25 protein-coding genes are annotated in these 23821 nt (G+C 59.2%); 12 read left to right on the forward strand and 13 right to left on the reverse strand.

The window, feature by feature from the left end:
• The first annotated feature begins 96 nt into the window (after positions 1 to 96).
• On the forward strand, positions 97 to 1863 hold the full coding sequence (locus tag K7H94_RS14015) for a sigma-54-dependent Fis family transcriptional regulator (RefSeq protein WP_222951206.1): 1767 nt from the start codon (positions 97 to 99) through the stop codon (positions 1861 to 1863).
• Here the strand turns inward: K7H94_RS14015 and K7H94_RS14020 are convergent.
• Complete coding sequence (locus K7H94_RS14020) at positions 1860 to 2351, reverse strand: YajQ family cyclic di-GMP-binding protein (protein WP_021507173.1); 492 nt, start codon at positions 2349 to 2351, stop codon at positions 1860 to 1862. The two genes, K7H94_RS14015 and K7H94_RS14020, sit on opposite strands and share 4 nt — an antisense overlap.
• Before the next feature lie 127 nt (positions 2352 to 2478).
• On the opposite strand from K7H94_RS14020, the gene panE reads away from it, so the two are divergent.
• On the forward strand, positions 2479 to 3399 hold the full coding sequence (gene panE / locus K7H94_RS14025) for a 2-dehydropantoate 2-reductase (protein ID WP_058757963.1): 921 nt from the start codon (positions 2479 to 2481) through the stop codon (positions 3397 to 3399).
• Positions 3353 to 3964, forward strand: a complete 612-nt coding sequence (yajL, locus tag K7H94_RS14030; RefSeq protein WP_222951207.1) for a protein deglycase YajL — start codon at positions 3353 to 3355, stop codon at positions 3962 to 3964. The genes panE and yajL overlap by 47 nt, the downstream gene beginning before the upstream one ends.
• A gap of 141 nt (positions 3965 to 4105) precedes the next feature.
• Here the strand turns inward: yajL and thiI are convergent, their stop codons facing one another.
• The gene (gene thiI / locus K7H94_RS14035; protein ID WP_021507170.1) at positions 4106 to 5554 is read right to left on the reverse strand and encodes a tRNA uracil 4-sulfurtransferase ThiI; all 1449 of its coding nucleotides are present in this window, start codon (positions 5552 to 5554) and stop codon (positions 4106 to 4108) included.
• A gap of 234 nt (positions 5555 to 5788) precedes the next feature.
• Between thiI and xseB the strand changes: the two genes are divergently transcribed.
• The 4 genes from xseB to K7H94_RS14055 all read left to right on the forward strand — a co-directional run bounded on the left by xseB (position 5789) and on the right by K7H94_RS14055 (position 9857).
• Positions 5789 to 6031 (forward strand): exodeoxyribonuclease VII small subunit, encoded by a 243-nt coding sequence (gene xseB / locus K7H94_RS14040; RefSeq protein ID WP_021507169.1) that lies wholly within the window; start codon positions 5789 to 5791, stop codon positions 6029 to 6031.
• On the forward strand, positions 6031 to 6930 hold the full coding sequence (ispA, locus tag K7H94_RS14045; protein WP_021507168.1) for a (2E,6E)-farnesyl diphosphate synthase: 900 nt from the start codon (positions 6031 to 6033) through the stop codon (positions 6928 to 6930). The genes xseB and ispA overlap by 1 nt, the downstream gene beginning before the upstream one ends.
• Positions 6931 to 6949: 19 nt before the next feature.
• Entirely contained in the window at positions 6950 to 8815 is a 1866-nt protein-coding gene (gene dxs, locus K7H94_RS14050; protein WP_058769385.1) for a 1-deoxy-D-xylulose-5-phosphate synthase, read from the forward strand.
• A 67-nt stretch (positions 8816 to 8882) separates the two neighbouring features.
• On the forward strand, positions 8883 to 9857 hold the full coding sequence (locus K7H94_RS14055) for an aldo/keto reductase (RefSeq protein WP_222951208.1): 975 nt from the start codon (positions 8883 to 8885) through the stop codon (positions 9855 to 9857).
• A 181-nt stretch (positions 9858 to 10038) separates the two neighbouring features.
• On the opposite strand, the gene pgpA is transcribed toward K7H94_RS14055, so the two are convergent.
• From pgpA to nrdR, 6 genes are all read right to left on the reverse strand, one after another.
• The gene (gene pgpA, locus K7H94_RS14060; protein WP_370586268.1) at positions 10039 to 10491 is read right to left on the reverse strand and encodes a phosphatidylglycerophosphatase A; all 453 of its coding nucleotides are present in this window, start codon (positions 10489 to 10491) and stop codon (positions 10039 to 10041) included.
• A 25-nt stretch (positions 10492 to 10516) separates the two neighbouring features.
• A complete protein-coding gene (thiL, locus tag K7H94_RS14065) occupies positions 10517 to 11494 on the reverse strand; it encodes a thiamine-phosphate kinase (RefSeq protein WP_021507164.1) in 978 nt (325 codons plus the stop codon).
• 46 nt (positions 11495 to 11540) lie between these two features.
• Positions 11541 to 11960, reverse strand: a complete 420-nt coding sequence (gene nusB, locus K7H94_RS14070) for a transcription antitermination factor NusB (RefSeq protein ID WP_031279648.1) — start codon at positions 11958 to 11960, stop codon at positions 11541 to 11543.
• Between the two features lie 19 nt (positions 11961 to 11979).
• Entirely contained in the window at positions 11980 to 12450 is a 471-nt protein-coding gene (gene ribH, locus K7H94_RS14075) for a 6,7-dimethyl-8-ribityllumazine synthase (protein ID WP_021507162.1), read from the reverse strand.
• A 93-nt stretch (positions 12451 to 12543) separates the two neighbouring features.
• Positions 12544 to 13647, reverse strand: a complete 1104-nt coding sequence (gene ribD, locus K7H94_RS14080) for a bifunctional diaminohydroxyphosphoribosylaminopyrimidine deaminase/5-amino-6-(5-phosphoribosylamino)uracil reductase RibD (RefSeq protein ID WP_058769382.1) — start codon at positions 13645 to 13647, stop codon at positions 12544 to 12546.
• A 3-nt stretch (positions 13648 to 13650) separates the two neighbouring features.
• On the reverse strand, positions 13651 to 14100 hold the full coding sequence (gene nrdR, locus K7H94_RS14085; RefSeq protein WP_031279647.1) for a transcriptional regulator NrdR: 450 nt from the start codon (positions 14098 to 14100) through the stop codon (positions 13651 to 13653).
• A 171-nt stretch (positions 14101 to 14271) separates the two neighbouring features.
• Here nrdR and lysM point away from each other — a divergent pair, with 171 nt between their 5' ends.
• A complete protein-coding gene (gene lysM / locus K7H94_RS14090; RefSeq protein WP_021507159.1) occupies positions 14272 to 14709 on the forward strand; it encodes a peptidoglycan-binding protein LysM in 438 nt (145 codons plus the stop codon).
• A gap of 15 nt (positions 14710 to 14724) precedes the next feature.
• Positions 14725 to 15300, forward strand: a complete 576-nt coding sequence (locus K7H94_RS14095) for a SadB/YajI family lipoprotein (RefSeq protein ID WP_222951209.1) — start codon at positions 14725 to 14727, stop codon at positions 15298 to 15300.
• Between the two features lie 65 nt (positions 15301 to 15365).
• Here the strand turns inward: K7H94_RS14095 and secF are convergent, their stop codons facing one another.
• The 5 genes from secF to queA are packed head-to-tail and all read right to left on the reverse strand — an operon-like array spanning position 15366 to position 20810.
• Complete coding sequence (gene secF / locus K7H94_RS14100) at positions 15366 to 16334, reverse strand: protein translocase subunit SecF (protein WP_058769379.1); 969 nt, start codon at positions 16332 to 16334, stop codon at positions 15366 to 15368.
• 10 nt (positions 16335 to 16344) lie between these two features.
• Positions 16345 to 18192: a protein translocase subunit SecD gene (gene secD, locus K7H94_RS14105; protein ID WP_071813591.1), complete on the reverse strand. Its 1848-nt coding sequence runs from the start codon at positions 18190 to 18192 to the stop codon at positions 16345 to 16347.
• Between the two features lie 25 nt (positions 18193 to 18217).
• Positions 18218 to 18550 carry a preprotein translocase subunit YajC gene (gene yajC, locus K7H94_RS14110; RefSeq protein WP_021507155.1) on the reverse strand — a complete coding sequence of 111 codons (333 nt, stop codon included), beginning with the start codon at positions 18548 to 18550 and terminating at the stop codon, positions 18218 to 18220.
• A gap of 25 nt (positions 18551 to 18575) precedes the next feature.
• Positions 18576 to 19700 (reverse strand): tRNA guanosine(34) transglycosylase Tgt, encoded by a 1125-nt coding sequence (tgt, locus tag K7H94_RS14115; RefSeq protein ID WP_021507154.1) that lies wholly within the window; start codon positions 19698 to 19700, stop codon positions 18576 to 18578.
• A 39-nt stretch (positions 19701 to 19739) separates the two neighbouring features.
• Positions 19740 to 20810 (reverse strand): tRNA preQ1(34) S-adenosylmethionine ribosyltransferase-isomerase QueA, encoded by a 1071-nt coding sequence (gene queA, locus K7H94_RS14120; protein WP_222951210.1) that lies wholly within the window; start codon positions 20808 to 20810, stop codon positions 19740 to 19742.
• 104 nt (positions 20811 to 20914) lie between these two features.
• Between queA and K7H94_RS14125 the strand changes: the two genes are divergently transcribed.
• The 3 genes from K7H94_RS14125 (at position 20915) to K7H94_RS14135 (ending at position 23700) form a co-directional block, all read left to right on the forward strand.
• Positions 20915 to 21496, forward strand: a complete 582-nt coding sequence (locus K7H94_RS14125) for an ACP phosphodiesterase (RefSeq protein WP_058781210.1) — start codon at positions 20915 to 20917, stop codon at positions 21494 to 21496.
• Between the two features lie 162 nt (positions 21497 to 21658).
• Positions 21659 to 22468: an inositol monophosphatase family protein gene (locus K7H94_RS14130; protein WP_021507151.1), complete on the forward strand. Its 810-nt coding sequence runs from the start codon at positions 21659 to 21661 to the stop codon at positions 22466 to 22468.
• Positions 22465 to 23700 (forward strand): histidine-type phosphatase, encoded by a 1236-nt coding sequence (locus K7H94_RS14135; protein WP_222951211.1) that lies wholly within the window; start codon positions 22465 to 22467, stop codon positions 23698 to 23700. The genes K7H94_RS14130 and K7H94_RS14135 overlap by 4 nt, the downstream gene beginning before the upstream one ends.
• The last annotated feature ends 121 nt before the right edge of the window (positions 23701 to 23821 follow it).

A 23821-nucleotide genomic window follows, 5' to 3' on the forward strand; every position in this document is an offset into this window, starting at 1 on the left:
CCAGGACAAACGCGGTATCTGTGTTGCGTATCGCAACAGTGCAGAAACCCGAACGCTACAATGTTGCAACACTTACACGCCGTTCTGAGGTCATTCATGCAGGGAAATTCAGCCGCGTCTGCCGTGCACGCCAACCCGCTGTTAAGCGACTCCTGGTTCCGCAGCCAGCTGTATGGATTAGAACGCAGCGCCGACGATTTCCCGCGCGTGCGTCAGGGCGAGCTGGCCGATGTGCTGGCCAGCAACGCCGGGCTGCAGCAGTTTGCGCAGCCGGTCATCCGCCAGCTGGCGCAGCAGATGGCGGAGACGCAGTCGGTGGTGATCCTGTCCGATGCCAGCGGGCTGGTGCTGAACACCTTTGGCGATATGCAGGCGCTGGAGAAAGCCCAGCGGTTTGCCCTGGCACCCGGTAACCTGTGGAGTGAATGCGGACGCGGCACCAATGCGATTGGCACCGCGCTGGCGATTGATGACGGCTGTGAAATTGATGGCCAGCAGCATTTCCTGACGCGCAATCAGGGTCTGTACTGTGCCGCGATGCCGTTGCAGATGCCCAACGGCCAGATAGCTGGCGTGCTGGATATCTCGGGTCCGGCACACTTTCCGCATCCGCATACCCTGAACCGGGTGAAAGCAGCGGCAAAGCAGATCGAGTACCTGTGGGTGAAGCAAAGCCTGCATCCGCAGCAGTGGCTGCTCAGTCTGCATCCGCAGCCGCAGGGCATCGACACCAGTGATGAACTGCTGCTGGTATTCTCTGACAATGTGCTGACCGCAGCCAACCGGCTGGCGATGCGCGAACTGGCTCTCAGCGCCGACCGCTTTGCCAGCCTGACGTTTCAGCAGCTGTTTCCGCAACTGCAGCAGCAGGACAACAGCGTTCCCGCTGCGGTCAACATTGGCACGCAGCGCTACTGGTTCCGCCTGCGCGCGCCGCAGCGCAGCCACGTCAGCGTGCCGGACAGTCGCACGCATGACCTGCCGCGCGTGCTGGGAGCTGACGGCGCAAAAATGCTGCGCTTACTGGATGCCGGCGTTTCGCTGTGCATTTACGGTGAAACCGGCAGCGGCAAGGAGTATGTCAGCCGCGCGCTGCACCAGCAAAGCCGCTGGCGCACGGGCAAGTTTGTCGCCATCAACTGTGCCGCCATCCCCGAAGCACTGATTGAATCCGAACTGTTTGGCTACCAGCCCGGCGCATTTACCGGCGCCAGTAAAAATGGCTACATCGGCAAAATTCGCGAAGCAGATGGCGGCGTGCTGTTTCTGGATGAAATCGGTGATATGCCGCTGACGCTGCAGACCCGTTTGCTGCGCGTGCTGCAGGAAAAAGAGGTGGCGCCACTCGGCTCCAGTCGCAGCTGGCCGGTGAATTTTGCCGTGATTTGCGCCACGCATCGCGATCTGGCCCAGCGCGTGGCCGCTGGCGAATTTCGTGAGGATTTGCTCTATCGTCTGCAGGAGTTCGCCCTGACCCTTCCGCCACTGCGCGCCTGGCCGAACGTCGCCGGGTTTATCCGCGATTTATGGCAGGAGCTGGGGGCCGCGCAGCGTGGCGTACAGCTGTCTCCGGCGCTGCTGACAGCGCTGGCGCAGCAGTCATGGCCGGGCAATGTGCGCCAGCTACGCAGTCTGCTGCGCGTGCTACTGGCGCTCGCCGATGAGGGCGAAACGCTGACGGAAAGTCACCTGCCGGCAGAGTATCGCCGCCCGCCGGCACCGCCGCTGCGCGAACGCCACGATGAACAGCTGATCAGTGAAACGCTGCTGCGCTATGACGGCAATATCAGTAAAGCGGCGCAGGCGCTGGGGATCGCGCGCAGCACGCTGTATCGTCGTGCGGCACGCGACAGAGGGGATTAATCGCGGAAGTTTTTAAACTGGAACGGTTGACCCAGGTTGCCACCGCGCACCAGCGCCATCGCACCCTGCAGATCGTCGCGGGATTTACCGGTGACGCGCAGCTCTTCACCCTGAATCTGCGTCTGTACTTTCAGTTTGCTGTCCTTGATCAGCTTAACGATTTTCTTCGCGACATCGCTTTCGATGCCTTTTTTCAGCTTCGCTTCAACGCTCCAGCTTTTACCGCTGTGCACAATCTCTTCCGGTACTTCAATCGCCGCGCCTTCAATGCCGCGCTTCAGCAGCTTTTCACGCAGAATATCCACCAGCTGCTTCACCTGAAAATCCGATTCGCTGGTGACTTTGATTGTCTCATTCTTTTCGTTGAGCTCAAAGCTGGCGCTCACGTTGCGGAAATCGAAACGGGTTGAGATCTCACGGTTGGCATTCTCCACCGCATTACGCACTTCCGGCAGTTCGACTTCGGAAACGATATCGAAAGATGGCATCTTTTCTTCTCCTGATACTAAAGTGACATGCATAATACGCGTCTTGTCGCGCTAATAAAACACGCGACGCGGAAAGCTATAATTAAGGGTGTGACACCCATTCACCCACCCGCCAGCGGGAGGCATAATGAAAATTACCGTGTTGGGTTGCGGCGCCCTGGGGCAAATCTGGCTCGCGGCCCTTGCACGCCAGGGACATGACGTTCAGGGCTGGCTGCGCGTACCGCAGCCGTACTGTTCGGTCAACGTGGTCGATCCGCAGGGCCACGTCAGCAATCACACCTTCATCGCTAACGATCCGCTGTTTCTGGCTGAAAGCCAGCTGCTACTGGTGACCCTGAAAGCGCCACAGGTTTCACCTGCGGTGAAAAACCTGCAAAGCGTGCTACCGCGCCACGCGCCGATCCTGCTGCTGCACAACGGCATGGGTACCATCGAAGAGCTCAAAGAAGTGCAGCAGCCGCTGCTGCGCGGCATCACCACGCACGCGGCGATGCGCGACGGCACGGTGATCAAGCATGTCGCGCAGGGCATCACCCACATCGGACCTGCCAGCCGCGAAAGCGCGGCGCTGAGCGATATCGCCGATATTCTGCATCAGGCGCTGCCGGACGTGGCGTGGCACGATAACATCGCGTCTGCCAGCTGGCGCAAGCTGGCAGTCAACTGCGTAATCAACACACTGACGGTTGAGCACGACTGCCAGAACGGTGCGCTGCGCGCCTGGCCGGAACAGATTAACCGGCTGTGCGAGGAGCTGGCCTGGGTGATGGAGCGCGAGGGCCAGCACATCGCGCTGGATAACCTGCGCGACATTATTTACGACGTCATCGACAGCACCGCCGCCAACGTCTCCTCAATGCTGCAGGATGTGCGTGCGCAGCGTCAGACTGAAATTGATTACATTACCGGCTACCTGCTGCGCCGCGCCCGTGCGCAGGGGATTGCGCTGCCGGAAAATACCCGTCTGTACGACCTGATTAAACGCAAGGAGTCCCAATATGAGCGCGAACGCATCAGTGCTGGTTTGCCTGGCCCATGGCAGTGAAGAGACCGAAGCGGTCACCACTATCGACCTGCTGGTCCGCGCCGGCCTGAAGGTGACCACCGCCAGCGTGGAGAGCGACGGCACGCGCGAGATTGTCTGCTCCCGCGGCGTACGCCTGCTGGCTGACGCACCGCTGGTGGAAGTGGCGGATAACGATTTTGCCGCCATCGTCCTGCCGGGCGGCCTCAAAGGCGCTGAAACCTTCCGCGACAGCCCGCTGCTGGTGGAGACGGTACGCCAGTGTCATCTGTCAGGCAACATTGTCGCGGCGATCTGTGCCGCGCCGGGCACGGTGCTGGTGCCGCATGACCTGTTTCCGGTGGGCAATATGACCGGTTTTCCCGGCCTGAAGCACACCATTCCGGAGGAGAAATGGATGGAGCGCCGCGTGGTGTGGGATCCGCGCGTTAATCTGCTGACCAGCCAGGGGCCGGGCACGGCGATCGATTTTGCCCTGAAGCTGATTGATCTGCTGGTGGATAAAGAGCAAGCACGTGAAGTCGCGTCACAGCTGGTGCTGGCGGCAGGGATTTATAATTATCAGGAATTTGAAGAGCGCGCGTAAAAAAGGTCGCCATCAATGGCGACCTCACGGGATCAGTGCACAGTTTTATTCGTCGCGGTGATTACAGGGTGCGCATTCCTGCGCACCGGGTTTTGCCCATGCACCCGAAATCAGGCGCGCCAGGCTTAACTCCCGCCGCGGTTACGGACGGTACACCTTCACGTTCTTAAAGCCCTGCTCATGCAGATACAACGCCTGCAACCGGCTCATCACGCCGCGATCGCAGTACAGCAACCAGGTTCTGCTCTGATCGAGATCGCCGAACTGGGTGCTCAGCTTATAGAACGGCAGCGATTTCACTTCCACGCCGGTCAGCGCCAGCGGCTTGTCGTCCTGCTCATCAATTGAACGGATATCCAGCACCACATCGTTGCCGCTGAATGACGCCACGGTTTCCACTTCCACCACTTCTTCTTCCGTCTGCTCCGCGATTTCACGGATATCGACGTTGCTGGCTTCCTGCACCACGCGCTGCAGAATGTCGAAATCGAAGTTCTGCTCTTCGGCTTCGATCTTCGCCTTCACCGCTTTCACCGTGGGGCTTTTCGAAATCACGCCGCAGTACTCCGGCATAGTGCGGGCAAAGTCTTCGGTGCCGATCTGACGCGCAATATTGATGATGTGCTCTTTATCGTGCGAGATCAGCGGGCGCAGAATCAGCGTGTCGGACGCGTTATCAATCAAACGCAGGTTAGTCAGCGTCTGGCTGGAGACCTGGCCCAGCGCCTCACCGGTCACCAGCGCCTGCACGCCGTAACGTTCAGCCACCATCGATGCCGCACGTACCATCATGCGCTTCAGCACCACGCCCATCTGGCCGTCATCAACTTTTTCCAGAATCTCGCCCACCACCGGCTCAAAATTGATGGCGACAAAACGCACGCGATGTGAACGGCCAAAACGCTGCCACAGATAGTGCGCCACCTGACGCACGCCGATTTCATGCGCCGCGCCGCCGAGGTTAAAGAAGCAGTAGTGCACGCGACAGCCGCGGCGCATCAGCATATAGCTGGAGACGCCGGAGTCAAAGCCGCCGGAAATCAGCGACAGCACATCTTCCTGGGTGCCGATCGGGAAGCCGCCCAGGCCTTCATAGCGGCCGGTAATCAGCAGCAGGCGATCGTCTTCAATCTCCAGATTCACCGTCACATCCGGGTGATTCAGCTGCACGCGCGCGCTTTCAATGTGCTGATTGAGACCGCCGCCGACGTAGCGCTCCACATCCTGCGAGCTAAAGCTGTGCTTGCCGCGACGCTTCACGCGCACGCAGAAGCTCTTGCCTTCCAGCCGCTCGCGGTTGAGCGCCAGCGTCTGCTCGAAGATATCGTGCATGTCGGTATAGGCGCGGTCTTCGACCGCCAGCACATGGTGGATACCGGGAATGCGCGTCAGCTCTTCCGTGACGGTGGCACGCAGCGCTTCCTTCTTCGCGCGCACTTCGATGTGATCCCAGTGGCGCACCACGGCGATCTCTTCGTCGAGGGTGCGCAGGGTATTACGGATGTTACCGGTCAGAATTTTGATAAAGCGCAGGCGCACCGACTGACTTTTGATGGTGATTTCGGGGAAGAGCTTGATGATAAACTTCATGGCGACACAGCTTCGTTGGGCAAATAAGTGCTAAAATCATCAACACTTAGCTGGTAAAATCATATAATTGCGGGTTGGCATCAGCCACCGCATCCGAGGCGCGCAAGTATATCACCTTTGTCGGGTGACTGCTGTAAGCAACCTTCGCCGCATTGATTATTTTGCTAATCAATGCCCGTCGGCTACCATGACCGATTGCAACATAATGTCCCAACCTGTGAGTCGACACTGATTATGCCGAAAAAAGCCGAAGCGCCCGTGAGTTTTGAAAACGCACTGCAGCAGCTGGAACAGATTGTCAGCCGTCTGGAGAGTGGCGAACTGCCGCTGGAAGAGGCGCTGAATGAATTCGAGCGCGGCGTACAGCTGGCACGCAGCGGCCAGCAAACCCTGCAGGCGGCGGAACAGCGCGTGCAGATTCTGCTGAGCGACGACAAAGACGCCCCGCTCACCCCCTTCACGCCGGAAAATGAGTAATGGATTTCGTGCAACTGCAGCGCGCCTACCATGAGCGCGTGAACCAGGCGTTGACGCGCTTAATAGATCCACTTCCTTTTCAGAGTTCTCCTCTGGTGAACGCCATGCAATATGGGGCACTATTAGGCGGTAAGCGCCTGCGCCCGTTTCTGGTGTATGCCACTGGCGAGATGCTGCGCGCCGAGGCGGCCAGCCTGGATGCCCCCGCCGCAGCGGTGGAGTGCATTCACGCTTACTCATTGATTCATGATGACCTGCCGGCGATGGACGACGATGCGTTACGTCGCGGGCAGCCAACCTGCCATATCAAATATGGCGAAGACACGGCGATTCTGGCCGGCGATGCCCTGCAAACCCTGGCGTTTACCATTCTTGCGGACCAGCCGATGCCCGGCGTAAGCCCGCAGGATCGCATTGCCATGATTTCCGAACTGGCGCAGGCCAGCGGCGTGGCCGGCATGTGCGGTGGCCAGGCGCTGGATTTAGCCGCCGAAGGCCAATCCGTGGACCTGAACCAGCTGGAGCAGATCCATCGCCACAAAACCGGCGCGCTGATCCGCGCCGCCGTACGTCTCGGCGCCCTCACAGCAGGTGCCGCGGGCCGCGATGCGCTGCCGCAGCTGGATATCTACGCCAACGCCATCGGACTGGCGTTTCAGGTGCAGGATGACATCCTTGATGTGGTCGGCGATACCGCCGTTCTGGGCAAAACCCAGGGAGCCGATCAGGCGCTGGGGAAAAGCACTTACCCGGCGCTGCTGGGACTGGATAACGCGCGGGCCAAAGCGCAGGATCTCTATCGCGAAGCACTGGGCGCGCTGGAGGTGCTGGCGGCACAGTCGTATGACACGTCCGCTCTGCAGGCGCTGGCCAGCTTTATAATTGAACGCGATAAATAACTTATATAATGAGTCTCTGATGAGTTTTGATATTGCAAAATACCCGACACTGGCGTTAGCAGGCACGGTTCAGGAATTACGTTTACTGCCTAAAGAAAAACTTCCGGACCTGTGCGACGAGCTGCGTCAGTATCTGCTGGACAGCGTGAGCCGCTCGTCCGGCCACTTTGCTTCGGGTCTGGGCGTCGTCGAGCTGACCGTCGCGTTGCATTATGTGTACAACACCCCGTTTGACCATCTGGTGTGGGACGTCGGCCATCAGGCCTATCCGCACAAGATTCTGACCGGCCGCCGCGACCGTATCGGCACTATCCGTCAGAAAAATGGCCTGCACCCGTTCCCGTGGCGCGGCGAAAGCGAATATGACGTGCTGAGCGTGGGCCACTCGTCGACGTCCATCAGCGCCGGTCTCGGCATGGCCGTGGCCGCCGAACGCGAAGGCAAAGGTCGTCGCACCGCCTGCATTATTGGCGACGGCGCGATTACCGCGGGCATGGCGTTTGAAGCCATGAACCACGCCGGTGATATCAAGCCGGACATGCTGGTGATTCTCAATGACAACGAGATGTCGATCTCTGAGAACGTAGGTGCGCTGAACAATCGCCTGGCGCAGATTCTCTCGGGGAAAACCTATTCACGCCTGCGCGAAGGCGGCAAGCGCGTGCTGGGCGGGCTGCCACCGATCAAAGAGCTGGTGAAGCGCACTGAAGAGCACCTGAAAGGCATGGTGGTGCCGGGCACGCTGTTTGAGGAGCTGGGCTTTAACTATATCGGTCCGGTCGACGGTCACGATGTGCTGACGCTGGTTAGCACGCTGAAGAATATGCGCGATCTGAAAGGGCCGCAGTTCCTGCACATCATGACCAAAAAGGGCAAGGGCTACGCGCCGGCGGAAGAGGATCCGATAACCTGGCACGCGGTGCCGAAATTCGATCCGGCCAGCGGCTCGCTGCCGAAAAGCGCGCCGGGCCTGCCGAGCTACTCGAAAATTTTTGGTAACTGGCTGAGCGAGATGGCCGCCGACGATGCGCGGCTGATGGCGGTGACGCCGGCCATGCGCGAAGGCTCCGGCATGGTGAGCTACTCGCGTGATTATCCGCAGCAGTATTTTGACGTGGCGATCGCCGAGCAGCATGCGGTGACGTTTGCCGCGGGCATGGCCATCGGCGGTTATAAGCCGGTGGTGGCGATTTACTCCACCTTCCTGCAGCGCGCCTACGACCAGGTGATTCACGACGTGGCAATTCAGCAATTGCCGGTACTGTTTGCTATCGATCGCGGCGGTATCGTAGGTGCCGACGGCCAGACGCACCAGGGGGCGTTTGATATCGCCTATCTGCGCTGCGTGCCGGGCATGGTGATCATGACGCCAAGCGATGAAAACGAGTGTCGTCAGATGCTTTACACCGGCTACCACTATCAGGACGGCCCGAGCGCGGTGCGCTATCCGCGCGGCACCGGCACCGGCGCCACGCTGGAACCGCTGGCCAGCCTGCCGCTTGGCAAAGGGGTCATCCGGCGTCGCGGCGAGCAACTGGCCATCCTCAACTTTGGTACTCTGCTACCGGAAGCACAGGCCGCCGCCGACGCGCTGAACGCTACGCTGGTCGACATGCGCTTTGTTAAGCCGCTGGATGAAGCCCTGATTAGCGAGCTGGCGGCCAGCCATGACGCGCTGGTTACGCTGGAAGAAGGCGCGATCAAAGGCGGTGCCGGCAGCGGCGTCAACGAATACGTGATGGCGAAACGCCTGCGCGTGCCGGTGCTTAACCTCGGCCTGCCGGATGAGTTCATTCCGCAGGGGACGCAGGAAGAAGTGCGTCAGGATTATCAGCTGGACGCCGCAGGCATCCAGCAGCAAATCGCCGCCTGGCTGGCGCAGTAACCGCCCTTCCCCGCTCCTGCTGCTATGCTTGAGGGTAAAACCCCACGCATAAGAGCAGGAGCCCTTCATGAAAACCGTTCGTTTAGGCCAGACCGATCTGCAGGTTTCACGTCTCTGTTTAGGCTGTATGACCTATGGTGATCCGCTGCGCGGTAACCACGCCTGGACGCTGCCGGAAGAGAGCAGCCGACCGCTGATTAAGCAGGCGCTGGACGCGGGCATCAACTTCTTTGACACCGCTAACAGCTACTCCGACGGCAGCAGTGAGGAGATCCTCGGCCGCGCGCTCAAAGATTATGCGCAGCGCGATCGGGTGGTGGTGGCGACCAAAGTCTACTTTCCGCTGAGCAACCTGTCGCAGGGGCTGTCGCGCACCAATATCCTGCAGTCGATTGATGACAGCCTGACGCGGCTTGGCATGGAGTATGTCGATCTGCTGCAGATTCATCGCTGGGATTACGCCACGCCGATTGAAGAGACGCTGGAAGCGCTCGATCGGGTAGTGCGGTCAGGCAAAGCGCGTTACATCGGGGCTTCTTCGATGCATGCCACACAGTTTGCGCAGGCGCTGCAGTTACAGCAGCAGCATGGCTGGGCGCGTTTTGTCAGTATGCAGGATCAGTACAACCTGATTCAGCGCGAAGAAGAGAAAGAGATGCATCCGCTGTGCCAGCGCGAAGGCATCGCGGTGCTGCCGTGGAGCCCGCTGGCGCGCGGTAAGCTGACGCGTCCGTGGGGAGAAACCACTGCGCGTTCGGTGTCGGATAACGTGATGGAAAAACTCTATACCGGCACCGAAGAAAATGACGCGGCCATTGCGCAACGGCTGGCAACGGTGGCTGCGGACAAAGGCGTGACGCGCGCGCAGGTGGCGCTGGCATGGCTGCTGCATAAGCCGGTGGTTACCGCGCCGATTATTGGTGCCTCGCGCGAGCAGCAGTTTGCCGAGCTGGTGAAAGCCGTCGACGTGGAGCTGAGTTCAACCGATATCGCCGAGCTGGAGAGCGTCTATCAACCGCATCCGGTGGTGGGATTCGAGTAACGGTCCAGTCAGGTCGCCTTCAGGGCGACCTGATGTCACAGGCAGCGCATGCATGGCGACCTGCCTGTGGTCTACGCATTCATACGACCTGCCTGCGGGCTACGCATTCCTGGCGATCTGCCTGCGGCAACGCATTCATGGCAACGCTTTTTGTAGGGTGCTTTAATGCGCACCTGGCACATTAAAGCACCAGCCCCAGCCCATACAAAATCGCCGCTGAAATGACCCCGGCGATAATGTCATCGACCATAATGCCCATGCCGCCATGCACGTTACGGTCGAACCAGCGAATCGGCCACGGCTTCCACATGTCGAAAATACGGAAAATCACAAAGCCGGCCAGCACCCATTGCCAGCTCATCGCCGGTATCGCCATCAGCGTAATCCACATGCCGATGAACTCATCCCACACGATGCTGCCATGGTCGTGCACACCCATATCACGCGCGGTGCGGTGACACAGGTAGACACCCACACTGATGCCTATCAGCACCAGCAGCGAATACAGCTGCAGCGGCAGCAGCGTCATCAGCCACCAGAAGGGAATGGCGGCAATCGAACCGGCGGTGCCGGGCATAATCGGGCTCAGGCCGCTGCCAAAACCGGTCGCCAGCAGGTGCCACGGATTGGCCATGCGCAGACGGCTTTTGGCCACATCTTTATTTAGCGTCAAAGTGATCAAATCCCTTGTGATGGAAACTGCGCGGCTTGCCGTTCTCCAGCAGCGTCAGCCCTTCTGCTTCCGGCGCGATCTGGCCGATGCAGGTATACGCCACGCCAAGATGGCCCAGCGCCACATCCAGTGCACCACGATTGACTTCCGGCACGGTAAAGCACAGCTCATAATCCTCACCCCCGCTCAGCGCCCAGCGCAGCACCTGTTCCGGCTCGAAGTGATCGCGCAACGCAGCCGACAGCGGCAGCGCATCCAGATTGATGCGGGCACCGACACGGCTGGCGGTGAGAATGTGGCCGAGATCGGAGATCAGGCCATCGGACAGATCGATGGCTGATGTCGCCAGATTGCGCAGCGCCTGGCCCTGCAGCACGCGCGGCATCGGGCGCAGATGACGCTTGATCAGCACTTCATGCACTGCCGGATCGTTCAGGCGATGATGGTGCTGCAGCAGCGACAGACCAGCAGCGCTGTCGCCCAGCGTGCCGGTGACAAAAATCCAGTCACCCGGTTTGGCCCCGGCGCGCTTCAGCGCACGGCCCGCCGGCACCAGGCCATGAATGCCCAGCGTCAGGCTGAGCGGCCCGCGCGTGGTATCGCCGCCTATCAGCTGCATATCGTAGTAATCCAGCAGCTCAAACAGGCTGTCGCTGAACGCCGCCAGCCACGGCTCATCCACTTCGGGCAGGGTTAACGCCAGCGTTAACCATGCCGGATCGGCGCCCATCGCCGCCAGGTCGCTCAGGTTAACCGCCAGCGCTTTGTAGCCGAGATCGGCCGGATGGATATCACGTAAGAAATGCACGCCCGCCACCAGCGTATCGGTGCTGATGGCCAGCGTCTGTTTTTCCGGCACGTTAAGTAACGCGCAGTCGTCACCAATTCCCTTCTCCACATCGCGGCGGGAGCTGGTGACGCGGTTAAAATAACGTGCGATCAGTTCGAATTCACCACAGGACATAAGTCAGGTCTCAATGAAAAAAGGCCGGTGAGCCGGCCTTTTGCACTTATTTTTTGTTCGGTCGAATTTGCGGAGCGGCTTTATCCAGCACGCCGTTAACAAATTTATGGCTGTCTTCAGCACCAAACACTTTAGCCAGTTCGATACCTTCGTTGATCGCCACTTTGTACGGCACATCGTCACGCTTGCTCAGTTCATAGAGCGAAATGCGCAGGATGGCTTTTTCTACCTGGCCCAGCTCTTCCAGCTGGCGCGACAGGTAAGGCTTCATCAGGCCGTCCAGGAACGCGCTGTTGGTCGCCACACCGGCCAGCAGTTCGCGGAAATAGCTAATATCGACGTCTTTGACGTCTTGTTCCGCCAGAAACTGGTATTCCACATCGGCAATGTCGTTGTTAGACAACTGCCAGGAGTAAAGCGCCTGGACAGCGCACTCACGGGCGCGACGACGAGCAGCAGGTTTCACAAAATTCCCCTTACAAAAATCAGGCTTTGATGGCTTTCAATACGTTAATCATTTCAAGTGCGGTCAGGGCCGCTTCGGCGCCTTTGTTACCCGCTTTGGTGCCGGCGCGTTCAATCGCCTGCTCGATGTTTTCGGTGGTCAGGACGCCGAAGGTCACCGGAATTTCGCTGTTCATCGCTACATGAGCGATGCCGGAGCTGGCTTCACCCGCCACGTATTCGAAGTGTGCGGTACCGCCACGGATCACCGTGCCCAGTGCAACGATCGCGTCGTGCTTGCCGGTTTTCGCCAGGGCGCGTGCCGCCAGCGGCAGCTCGTAAGCGCCCGGAACCCAGACCACGGTGATGTTTTCCGCTTTGACCTGGCCAATACGCTTCAGCGCGTCAACTGCACCGTCCAGCAGGCTGTCATTGATGAAATTGTTAAAACGCGCAATAACGATGGCAATATTGGCATCAGGCGTGGCAACAGCAGCTTCGATAACTTTCATACATATCCTTTGGGTGTTTGTTTTATGGCCCCGCAGAAGGGGGCGGATTCTATCATACTCTTCGGCAACGCGCTCAGGCTTTTCCGTGCATGCTCAGCGCGGTGTCAGGGTCAGCCGTAAATCGTCGCCGACCTGACGCACGTCGCTAAAATTCAGCGCTGGCGCATCGGCCAGCGTTTCCAGTCCCGGCAGCGCACACAGGCCGCGCGCGGCGTTACCCAGTAGTTTCGGCGCCAGATAAACGATCAGTTCATCCACCAGGCCGGCCTGCAGCAGCGCACCGGCCAGACCGGCACCGGCCTCGACCCACACGCTGTTGATCTGACGCTGACCGAGCAGCATCATCATCGCCACCAGATCGAGCTGCTCACCGCGCGGCGGCACCTCAATCTGACTCACGCCCGGCGGCCAGCTTTGTGCATCAGCCTCCGTGCGCATCAGCCAGGTTTCGCCGGGCTGGGCGATCAAACGGTGCTGCGGCGTCACGCGCTGCTGGCTGTCGATCACCACCCGCACCGGCTGACGCAGCTGGCTCTCATCCAGCTGCTGGCGCACGGTCTCGCTCAGTTCATCCCAGCGCACCGTCAGCGACGGATTGTCCGCCAGCACGGTGGCACTGGTGGTAAGAATAGCTGAACTGCGGGCACGTAAACGTTGCACATCGCGCCTTGCCGCTGCGGAAGTGATCCACTGGCTTTCGCCGCTGGCCATGGCGGTACGGCCATCCAGCGAGGCGCCCAGTTTGAGCTGAATCCACGGAAAACCGGTACGCATGCGTTTGAGAAAACCGCGATTGAGCGCTTCCGCTTCGTTCATCATCAGGCCGTGACTCACGTCGATGCCGGCCTGCTGTAAACGATACAAGCCGCGCCCGGCCACCTGCGGATTAGGATCCTGCATCGCCGCGACCACCCGGCTGACGCCGGCGGCAATCAGTGCATCGCAGCACGGCGGCGTCCGACCGTGATGGCTGCAGGGTTCCAGCGTGACATATGCGGTCGCACCGCGTGCGTGGTCACCCGCCATGCGCAGCGCGTGCACTTCCGCGTGCGGTTCACCAGCGCGCTGATGCCAGCCTTCGCCCACGATCTCGCCGTCGCGCACGATAACGCAGCCGACGTTAGGATTCGGGGTGGTGGTATATTGTCCGCGCCGCGCCAGTTCCAGCGCGCGCGCCATGTAGTGCGCATCGGTCATGGATTAATCCTGTAAGCGGGCGATCTCTTCGCCAAAGTCACGAATATCTTCAAAACTGCGGTACACCGATGCGAAACGAATATAAGCGACTTTATCCAGCTTCTTCAGCTCTTCCATCACCAGGTTACCAATCAGCTTGCTGGGAATTTCACGTTCGCCGGTGGCGCGCAGCTGGGTTTTGATGTGATTGACCGCGTTGTCGACGGCATCCGCGCTCACCGGACGCTTCTCCAGCGCCTTCATCATGCCGCTGGCCAGCTTATCTTCGTTAAAGGGTTCGCGCACGTCGTTGCTTTTCACCACGCGCGGCATTACCAGCTCGGCCACTTCAAAGGTGGTAAAACGCTCATGGCACACCAGGCACTGGCGGCGGCGACGCACTGAGGAGCCTTCACTAACCAGACGTGAATCAATCACTTTGGTGTCCACAGCGGAGCAGAATGGGCAATGCATGACGTTTCCTGTCGCGAGAATTGGGGGCAGATAGTGTAGCGCGTTCCCGGTTGCAACAAAATACAGGGCGCAGAATCGCCACCTGGCTCACAGCGACGCCTGACGGTTACAGCAAACCGTGAAAAGTTACTAAGCTTAGAGAGCCAATCCGGCTTAATGACAGGAGGATGTATGGGTTTATTCAATTTCGTCAAAGAAGCGGGTGAAAAACTGTGGGATGCGGTGTCAGGCGGCGATGACCAGAGCAAAAAGCTGCAGGAGCACATTAATCAACTCGGCCTGCCCGACAGCGATAAAGTGAAAGTCGATGTCCAGGGCGATACCGTGAAGGTCAGCGGTGACGGTATCTCGCAGGAGTTGAAAGAGAAGATTCTGGTGGCGGCGGGTAACGTGGCCGGCATCACCAAAGTGGAGGATAACGTCACCACCAGTGACAGCGCCACGCAGGCCGAATTCTACACGGTGAAAAAAGGCGATACCCTGAGCGCTATCTCGAAGCAGGTGTACGGCACGCCGAATGAATACAACAAGATCTTTGAAGCGAACAAGCCAATGCTGACGCATCCTGATAAGATCTATCCCGGCCAGGTTTTACGTATCCCTAAATAACCGGAAGGACATTGCATGACGTTCAGGATGATTTGGGTGCCGGCAGCGCTTGCTGCGCTGGTGCTCAGTGGTTGCAGCTCCACCCCCGCTTCACCTCAGGTCAAAGCGCTGCATCAGGAAGTGAGCCAGCTCAACCAGCAGATGCGCAAACTGACCAGTCAGGCCAGCGCGCTGGAGATTCAGGGGCAGCTCAATAGCCAGTCGACGCAGGGCGCATGGTTACTCCCGCAGGCGAATACGCCGGTAGAGCTGCAGACGCAGCTGGGTAAACTGCGCCTGTCGCTGTCGCACGTTGAGGGGGAAGCCAGTGGCAGCCGCGCTAACCTGAATATCCGTGCAACCGATGATAAGCCGGTGCCGGCGCTCAGCGCCCGCGTGGTATGGGGCGAAATGGATCCCGCCAGCGGCAAGCCGCTGAACGCCGACAGCCTGAGCCAGACCATTACCGTGCCCGCCAGTCTGATGCCGCGCAGTTCGGTCAGCGTACCGCTGCGCCTCAGCGGGCTGGCACCGGGTCAGCTCGGCTACGTGCGCGTCCATGATGTGCAGGCGGTGACGGACGCCAGCGGCGCGGTTGTCGCAGGCCAGTAATTCTGGCGTCAGGCATAAAAAAAACGGGCTGCACTCAGGCAGCCCGTTTCATTTCTCCGGCACAATTACGGCAGAATCGAAGGCTGATCGGCGCCCTCTTTCTCCACTTTCTGCACCAGCATGTGTTCACGCTTCATGCCCAGCTTCAGCGCCAGCGCGGACGACACGTAGATCGACGAAATGGTACCGATGGTGACACCGATCAGCATGGTCAGCGAGAAGCCTTTCAGCAGTGCGCCACCAAAGATGAACAGGATCAGGATCATCGCCAGCGTGGTGATCGAGGTGATCAACGTACGGCTCAGCGTCTGGGTCAGCGACACGTTAGTGATGTCGTAAGAAGAACCGCGACGGATTTTGCGGAAGTTCTCACGAATACGGTCGGAAACCACGATCTTATCGTTGAGCGAGTAACCAATCACCGACATCAGCGACGCCACAATCGTCAGATCGATTTCGATGTGGAACAGCGACAGAATGCCGCAGGTGATGATCACGTCGTGCGCCAGCGCCAGCACGGTGCCCAGCGCCAGACGCCACTCAAAGCGAAAGCCGATGTAGATCAGAATCGCAATCAGCGCCGACAGCAGCGCCATCGCCCCGGCCTGCGCCAGATCGCTGCCCACGCTCGGGCCTACGAACTCAATTCGCTTCACGGTCGCGTTTTGCTGCGTCGTCTGGTTGATCGAGGCGACCACTTTGTTGCCCAGCTCCTGGCCTGCATTGCCGGTGGTCGGTGGCATACGCACCATCACATCACGGCTGCTGCCAAAGTTCTGTACCAGCGGCTCCTCAAAGCCTGCCTTCACCAGCCCGTCACGCAGCGCATCAAGATCCGCCGGCTTCTCGAGGTTGATCTCAATCACCGTCCCGCCGGTGAAATCGAGCCCCCAGTTAAAGCCGCGCACACCGATAATGGCGATGGACGCCACAATCAGCAGGCCGGAGATGATAAAGGCCAGCGTGTCCCAGCGCATAAAGTCGACGACTTTACGCCCATGGTTCAGCTGTTCAATACTATATTCCTGTGCCACAACGCACTCCTCAGATAGACAGCTTATTGATGCGTTTGCCGCCGTACACCAGGTTAACGATGGCACGGGTGCCGACGATAGCGGTGAACATGGAAGTCGCAATACCGATAGCCGTGGTAATCGCAAACCCTTTGATCGAGCCGGTACCGACCGCATAAAGAATGATAACTTTAATCAGCGTGGTGACGTTGGCGTCGACGATACTGGAGAAGGCGCCTTTATAGCCTTCATGAATCGCCTGCTGTACCGAGCGTCCGTTACGCAGTTCTTCTTTAATACGTTCGTTAATCAACACGTTAGCATCCACCGCCACCGCCAGCGTCAGCACGATACCGGCAATGCCCGGCATGGTGAGCGTGGCGCCCGGTAACAGTGACATGATGCCGACAATCAGCACCAGGTTGCACAGCAGTGCGCTGGTCGCAATCAGACCAAACTTCTTGTAGAACACCACCATAAAGATGATGGAGGCGATCAGACCCCACAGACAGGCTTCGAGCCCCTGCGTGATGTTCTGCTGGCCCATGGTTGGACCGATGGTCCGCTCTTCCACAATCTGGATTGGCGCAATCAGCGCACCGGCACGCAGCAGCAGCGACAGCTGACGCGCTTCGTTCGGGTTGCTGATACCGGTAATTCGGAAGCTGTTGCCGAGGCGCGACTGAATGTTCGCCACGTTAATCACTTCTTCCTGCTTCACCAGAATCGCACGACCGTTCGCATCTTTCTTACCGCTGTCCTTGTACTCCACAAACAGGGTCGCCATCGGCTTGCCGATGTTGTCCTTGGTGAAGTTGGACATGATGTTACCGCCGGCGCCATCAAGCGAGATATTCACCTGCGGCTGGTTGTACTCATCCATACTGGACGTCGAGTCGGTAATGTGGTCACCGGTGAGAATCACGCGCTTGTACAGCACCACCGGCTGACCTTCACGCGTCTTTTTCACTTCCGAGTCACCCGGCACGCGGCCGCTGGCGGCTGCGCTCGGATCCACCGAGGTGTTGACCAGGCGGAACTCCAGCGTTGCGGTAGCACCCAGAATCTCTTTAGCACGCGCGGTATCCTGGATACCCGGCAGCTCAACAACGATGCGGTCAGCGCCCTGACGCTGTACCAGCGGCTCAGCTACACCCAGCTGGTTCACACGGTTACGCAGGATGTTAATGTTCTGCTGCACCGCATATTCGCGCGCTTCACTCAGACGCGCATCGGTCATCACCGCACGCAGCGTGTCGCTGCCAGCGCTGGTGATCACCAGGTCGCGATGGCGCGGCGTCAGATAGCTGATGGCCGCATCACGGCTGGCGCCGTCGCGGAAGCGTATTTCGGTGCCGTAGTTAGCGATTTTGCTAACATTGGTGTAAGGAATATTTTTTTCGCGCAGATCGCTGCGCAGGCCATCAGCATTCTGCTCCTGCAGCTTGCCGAGGGCAGTATCCATGTCGACTTCCATCAGGAAGTGCACGCCGCCGCGTAGATCGAGGCCGAGTTTCATCGGCTCAGCGGCCAGCATGGTCAGCCAGCGCGGTGTGGCAGGGGCCAGGTTGAGCGCCACGACGAAATCTTCGCCCAACGCATTGGTGATGGCTTCACGCGCGCGCAGCTGAATATCCGTGTTAGCGAAACGGGCCAGAATGGCACCATTTTCCAGCGCGAGGGATTTGCTCTGGATATTGTCTTGTTTTAATACGGTCTGGATCTGATCCAACGTTTGCTCACTGGCGGCGCCACCGCGCGCACCAGTGATCTGAACGGCCGGATCCTCACCATAAAGGTTAGGAAGCGCATACAGCAGGCCGACGAGAATCACGACGACCAGCATGATGTACTTCCACAAAGGATAACGGTTTAACACGGCAGTTCCCTTCGGGAAGAATAAATTACAGCGCCTTCATTGTACCTTTCGGCAGAACGGCGGCCACGAAATCACGTTTAATCACTACTTCAGTGGTGTCGTTCAGGGCGATAGCGATGTAGCCGGTTTCAGCCACTTTCGTTACGCGGCCCACCAGGCCACCGTTGGTCAGCACTTCATCACCTTTGGAGATGGAATCCATCAGCTTTTTGTGATCTTTGGCGCGCTTCTGCTGTGGACGCAGGATCATGAAGTAGAAAATCAGACCAAAAACCACCAGCATGATCACCAGAGAATACGGACTTCCCTGAGACGGAGCGCCAGCTGCGGCCACGGCGTCAGAAATGAAAAAGCTCATTAAATTTCCCTCATTGATAGAATTATCAGACGTTTAACGGTGGAACCGCTTTGCCCGTCCGTTGGTAGAACTCGCTAACAAAGTGCTCTAATTTACCCTCTTCGATGGCCTGGCGTAAACCCGCCATCAGACGCTGGTAATAGCGCAGATTGTGGATGGTGTTCAGACGTGCGCCCAGTATTTCGTTACAGCGATCAAGATGATGCAAGTAGGCACGCGTGTAATTGCGACAGGTGTAACAATCACACTCCGCATCCAGCGGCGCGGTGTCATCTTTGTATTTCGCATTGCGGATTTTCACCACGCCATCGGTGACGAACAGATGGCCGTTGCGCGCGTTACGCGTTGGCATAACACAGTCAAACATATCGATACCGCGGCGAACGCCTTCCACCAGATCTTCCGGTTTGCCGACGCCCATCAAATAACGCGGTTTGTCTTGCGGAATTTGCGGACAGACGTGTTCCAGGATGCGGTGCATGTCCTCTTTCGGTTCACCCACCGCCAGGCCGCCCACAGCGTACCCATCAAAGCCAATCTCTACCAGACCTTTAACCGAGACATCACGTAAATCTTCGTAAACCCCGCCCTGAATAATGCCAAACAGCGCATTTTTGTTACCGAGCGCGTCAAAGCGGTCGCGGCTGCGCTGCGCCCAGCGCAGTGACATCTCCATCGAGCGTTTAGCGTAATCCCAGTCCGCTGGATACGGCGTACATTCGTCGAAGATCATCACAATGTCGGAGCCGAGATCGTACTGAATCTCCATCGATTTTTCCGGGTCGAGGAAAATCGGGTCGCCGTTGATGGGGTTGCGGAAATGCACGCCGGCTTCGGTGATCTTACGAATATCGCCGAGGCTGAACACCTGGAAGCCGCCGGAGTCGGTCAGGATTGGTCCCTGCCAGTGCATGAAATCGTGCAGGTCGCCGTGCAGTTTCATGATCTCCTGCCCCGGACGCAGCCACAGGTGGAAGGTGTTACCCAGCAGGATCTGCGCGCCGGTCTCTTTCACTTCTTCCGGCGTCATGCCTTTGACCGTGCCGTAGGTGCCGACCGGCATAAACGCCGGGGTTTCCACGACGCCGCGATCAAAGACCAGACGGCCACGGCGCGCGCGCCCGTCGGTGGTATCTAATTCAAATTTCACATTGACCTCTTTCGATAATCAGAGAAACAGTCTGATTACTCAGCCACCAACGATTTCGTCGGGAGCCTGTGGATTACGGGTGATGTACATCGCATCCCCGTAGCTAAAGAAACGGTACTGCTCCGCCACCGCGCTCTGATAAGCCGCCATGGTGTGTTGATAACCGGCAAACGCCGAGACCAGCATAATCAGCGTCGATTCCGGCAGGTGGAAGTTGGTGATTAGCGCATCAATCACCTGGTATTGATAGCCCGGATAGATAAAGATCTGCGTGTCATCGAAAAACGGCGCGATCAGCCCCTCCTGGCAGGCCTGCGCTGCGCTCTCCAGCGAACGCACCGAGGTGGTACCCACCGCCACCACTTTGTTACCGCGCGCTTTGCACGCCAGCACCGCGTCCACCACGTCCTGCGGCACTTCGGCATATTCAGAGTGCATGATGTGATCGTTGATGTTCTCTACGCGCACCGGCTGGAAGGTGCCAGCGCCGACGTGCAGCGTCACAAACGCCATCTCCACGCCTTTTGCCTTCAGCGCCGCCAGCAGCGGCTCATCGAAGTGCAGACCGGCGGTCGGCGCTGCCACCGCGCCGGGGCGCGCGCTGTACACCGTCTGGTACAGCTCGCGGTCAGCTTCCTCATCCGGACGATCGATGTACGGCGGCAGCGGCATATGGCCGACGCTGTTCAGGATATCCAGCACCGCGCGATCGTCCGCAAACTCAATTTCGAACAGCGCATCGTGGCGCGCCACCATGGTGGCTTTGACGCTTTCGTCGTCGCCCAGCAGTAATTCGGCACCCGGCTTCGGCGCTTTGGAGGCGCGCACGTGCGCCAGCACACGTTTGTCATCCAGCATGCGCTCAACCAGCATCTCAATTTTGCCGCCGCTGGCTTTACGGCCATAGACGCGCGCCGGGATCACCCGGGTATTATTGAACACCAGCAGATCGCCCGGATTGAGCTTATCCAGCACATCAGTAAACACGCCATGGTTCAGCGCCCCGCTCGGGCCATCCAGCGACAGCAGGCGGCAACCGCTGCGCTGCGCCTGCGGATAGTGGGCGATCAAAGATTCCGGTAATTCAAAGGCAAAATCGGCTACACGCATGCATCACTTCTTCAGGACTCAAAAAACAGGCGGCATAGTTTAGCGGAAAAGTGGGCAATTCTGAACAACTGGCTGCGCCGGTGTGATTCTGCCTATAATGCGCCATGAACTTTCTTGCTCACCTTCACCTTGCAACCCTGGCCGACAGCTCACTGCTGGGTAATCTGCTGGCCGACTTCGTGCGCGGCAACGTTGAGGCGCAGTGGCCGCAGCCAGTGGTGGCCGGTATTGCCCTGCACCGGCGCATTGACGTGCTGACCGATAACCTGCCGGAAGTGCGCAGCGCGCGTCAGCTGTTCCGCGCCGAAACGCGCCGCGTGGCGCCCATCACCCTCGACGTGATCTGGGACCACTTCCTGGCGCGCCACTGGGATCAGCTGCATCCGGCACAGTCGCTGTCTGCTTTTAGCGCCGCCGCCGAGCGCGACATTGTGCCGCAGCTGCCCGGCACGCCGGGCGATTTTATCGAGCTCAACGCGGTAATGTGGCGCGAACGCTGGTTTGAACACTATGCTGACCCGGCGCGGCTGGCGCGCGTGCTAAGCGGCATGGCGCATCGCCGGCCACGGCTGGCGGCGCTGCGCGACTCCTATCAGGATTTTGTTGACCACTATACCCAGCTCGAACCGCTGTTTTTCCAGTTCTATCCACGCCTGATGGCCGCCGCGCGCGCCCGGCAGCTGTGAAGCACAATTTGCCGCTGCCCCGCATTGCCTCCCCTTGCCAGCCGCAGCCATCTGCGGCTTAATGAAGCCTTACTTAACTTTTGTTAAGCCAGTCACACAGCCATGGCGCTTTATCCGGCGTGGTTCGCCACGTCGATTGCCAGTGAATGATAAGAGGGAAAAATGTCATCAGCTACGCTAACCGAATTAGATGCCCGTTATCACTATGCCTGTGAGGTGGCGAAAACTGCTGCCAGCCGCGCGCTGGCGTGGTATCAGCAGCGCCATCAGCTGGTGGTGGAGCACAAGAAGGATTTGCAGGATGTGGTCAGCGAGGCGGATCGCAACGTTGAGCTGCTGGTAAAACACCTGATTCATGAGCGTTTTCCTGACGATGCGGTGCTGGGTGAAGAGAGCGGCGGTGATGTCAGCGGCGCGCGCTTTATCTGGGTCATCGATCCGATTGACGGCACCAGCAGCTTTCTTAACGGCCTGCACAACTGGTGCGTCTCGCTGGCGATTGTCTGTGACGATCAGCCGGTGATTGGCGTAGTCAGTGATCCTAATCATCAGGAAACCTTCCACGCCTGCCGCGGCAAAGGTGCCTGGGTGAATGACAAGCGCATTCAGGCACACAGCGCGCAGCGGCTCGACCAGGGTCTGCTGGGCCTCAGCAGCTCGAACAGCCAGCCGATTGAACCGCTGACCACCTTTATCAGCCAGCTGCTGGCGCAGGGCGGCATGTTTATCCGCAACGGTTCCGGTGCGCTGATGAGCGCCTGGGCGGCCGCTGGCCGGCTGATTGGCTATTACGAAGCGCACATGAATCCGTGGGATGGCCTGCCCGGCATTGTGCTGATGCGCGAAGCGGGCGGCGTCACCAACGATTATCTCAGCCACCATGGCCTGCAACAGGGTAATCCGGTACTGCTGGCCAACGCGGTGCTCTATCCGCAGCTCAAAGCTCTGCTGCCGGCACAACCAACGCTATGACACGCCTGCTGCTGAGCGCGCTGCTGGCTTTGCTGGCGCTCACCGCGCAGGCGCAGCCGCGCTACCAGCTGGAAAAAGTGGTAGAGATCAGCCGTCACGGCGTGCGTCCTCCCACCGCAGGTAACCGCACGGAAATCGAAGCCGCCACCCAGCGCGCCTGGCCGCGCTGGCGCAGCGCCGACGGCGAACTCACCGCACACGGTTATGCAGCGGTAGTGAATAAAGGTCGCTGGCAGGGTGAACACTATCGCCAGCTCGGCCTGCTGCGCGCCGGCTGTCCCGATGCCGGGCAAATCTACGTGCGCGCCAGTCCGCTGCAGCGCACCCGCGCCACGGCGCAGGCGCTGCTGCAGGGCGCCTTTCCCGGCTGCGATGTGGCAGTTCATCACGTCGCGGGGGCGGTCGATCCGCTGTTTCAGAGCGAAAAACTGCCGTTTGGCCAAACGGATGCTGCCACGGAGCGGGCTGCGGTCGCGGCGCGCGCCGGCGATCTCGCCGCACTGCAACAGCGTTTACAGCCCGCCGTGCAGCAGCTCAGGCAGGCGGTGTGCGCGGCAGATTGCCCGTTCTTCGATCGCCCCTGGCAGCTGAAGCAGAGTAAAAGCGGCCATACCTACGTGCAGGGTCTCAGCGTGCTGGCCAGCATGGCCGAAACCTTACGGCTCGGCTGGAGCGAAAATCTGCCGTTCAGCCAGCTGGCGTGGGGCAACATCACCCAGGCGCAGCAGATCAGCGCTCTGCTGCCGCTGCTGACCGCCAATTACGATCTGAGTAATGATGTGCCGTATATCGCGCAAAAGCGTGCGTCGATTCTGCTGGACGCGGTAGTGCGCAACCTGCAGGACGATGCGGCGACGCCCTCCACCCGCTGGCTGCTGCTGGTGGCACACGACACCAATATCGCCATGCTGCGCACGCTGATCGGCTTCAGCTGGCAACTGCCCGGCTACGCGCGCGGTAATATTCCGCCCGGCAGCAGCCTGGTGTTTGAGCGCTGGCGCGATAACCAGACGCAGACGCTGCTGCTGCGCGTCTATTTTCAGGCGCAAAGTCTGGATGCGCTGCGCCAGCTAACGCCGATCGATCGGCAGCACCCGCTGCTGCGCCGGGAGTGGCATCAGCAAAACTGTCGCCAGACGGCAGTGGGCACGCTGTGTCCTTATCAATCGACGCTTGAGCACTGGCGCAACGCCATTGATCAGCGCGCGGTAATCCCCGTGGACTATCCCTGACGTCAGCCACCGGGTTAAGCCAGACAGATTACGCCGGCTTATTCCTGCAGCGAAATTACAGCAATAAACTGCAAGCTGGTGGGCACGGTTATCTGAGACTTTTCTTTTTTTTCCCTTAAAA

The sequence above is a fragment of the Pantoea dispersa genome, assembly GCF_019890955.1.
In the GTDB taxonomy this organism is placed as follows: domain Bacteria; phylum Pseudomonadota; class Gammaproteobacteria; order Enterobacterales; family Enterobacteriaceae; genus Pantoea; species Pantoea dispersa.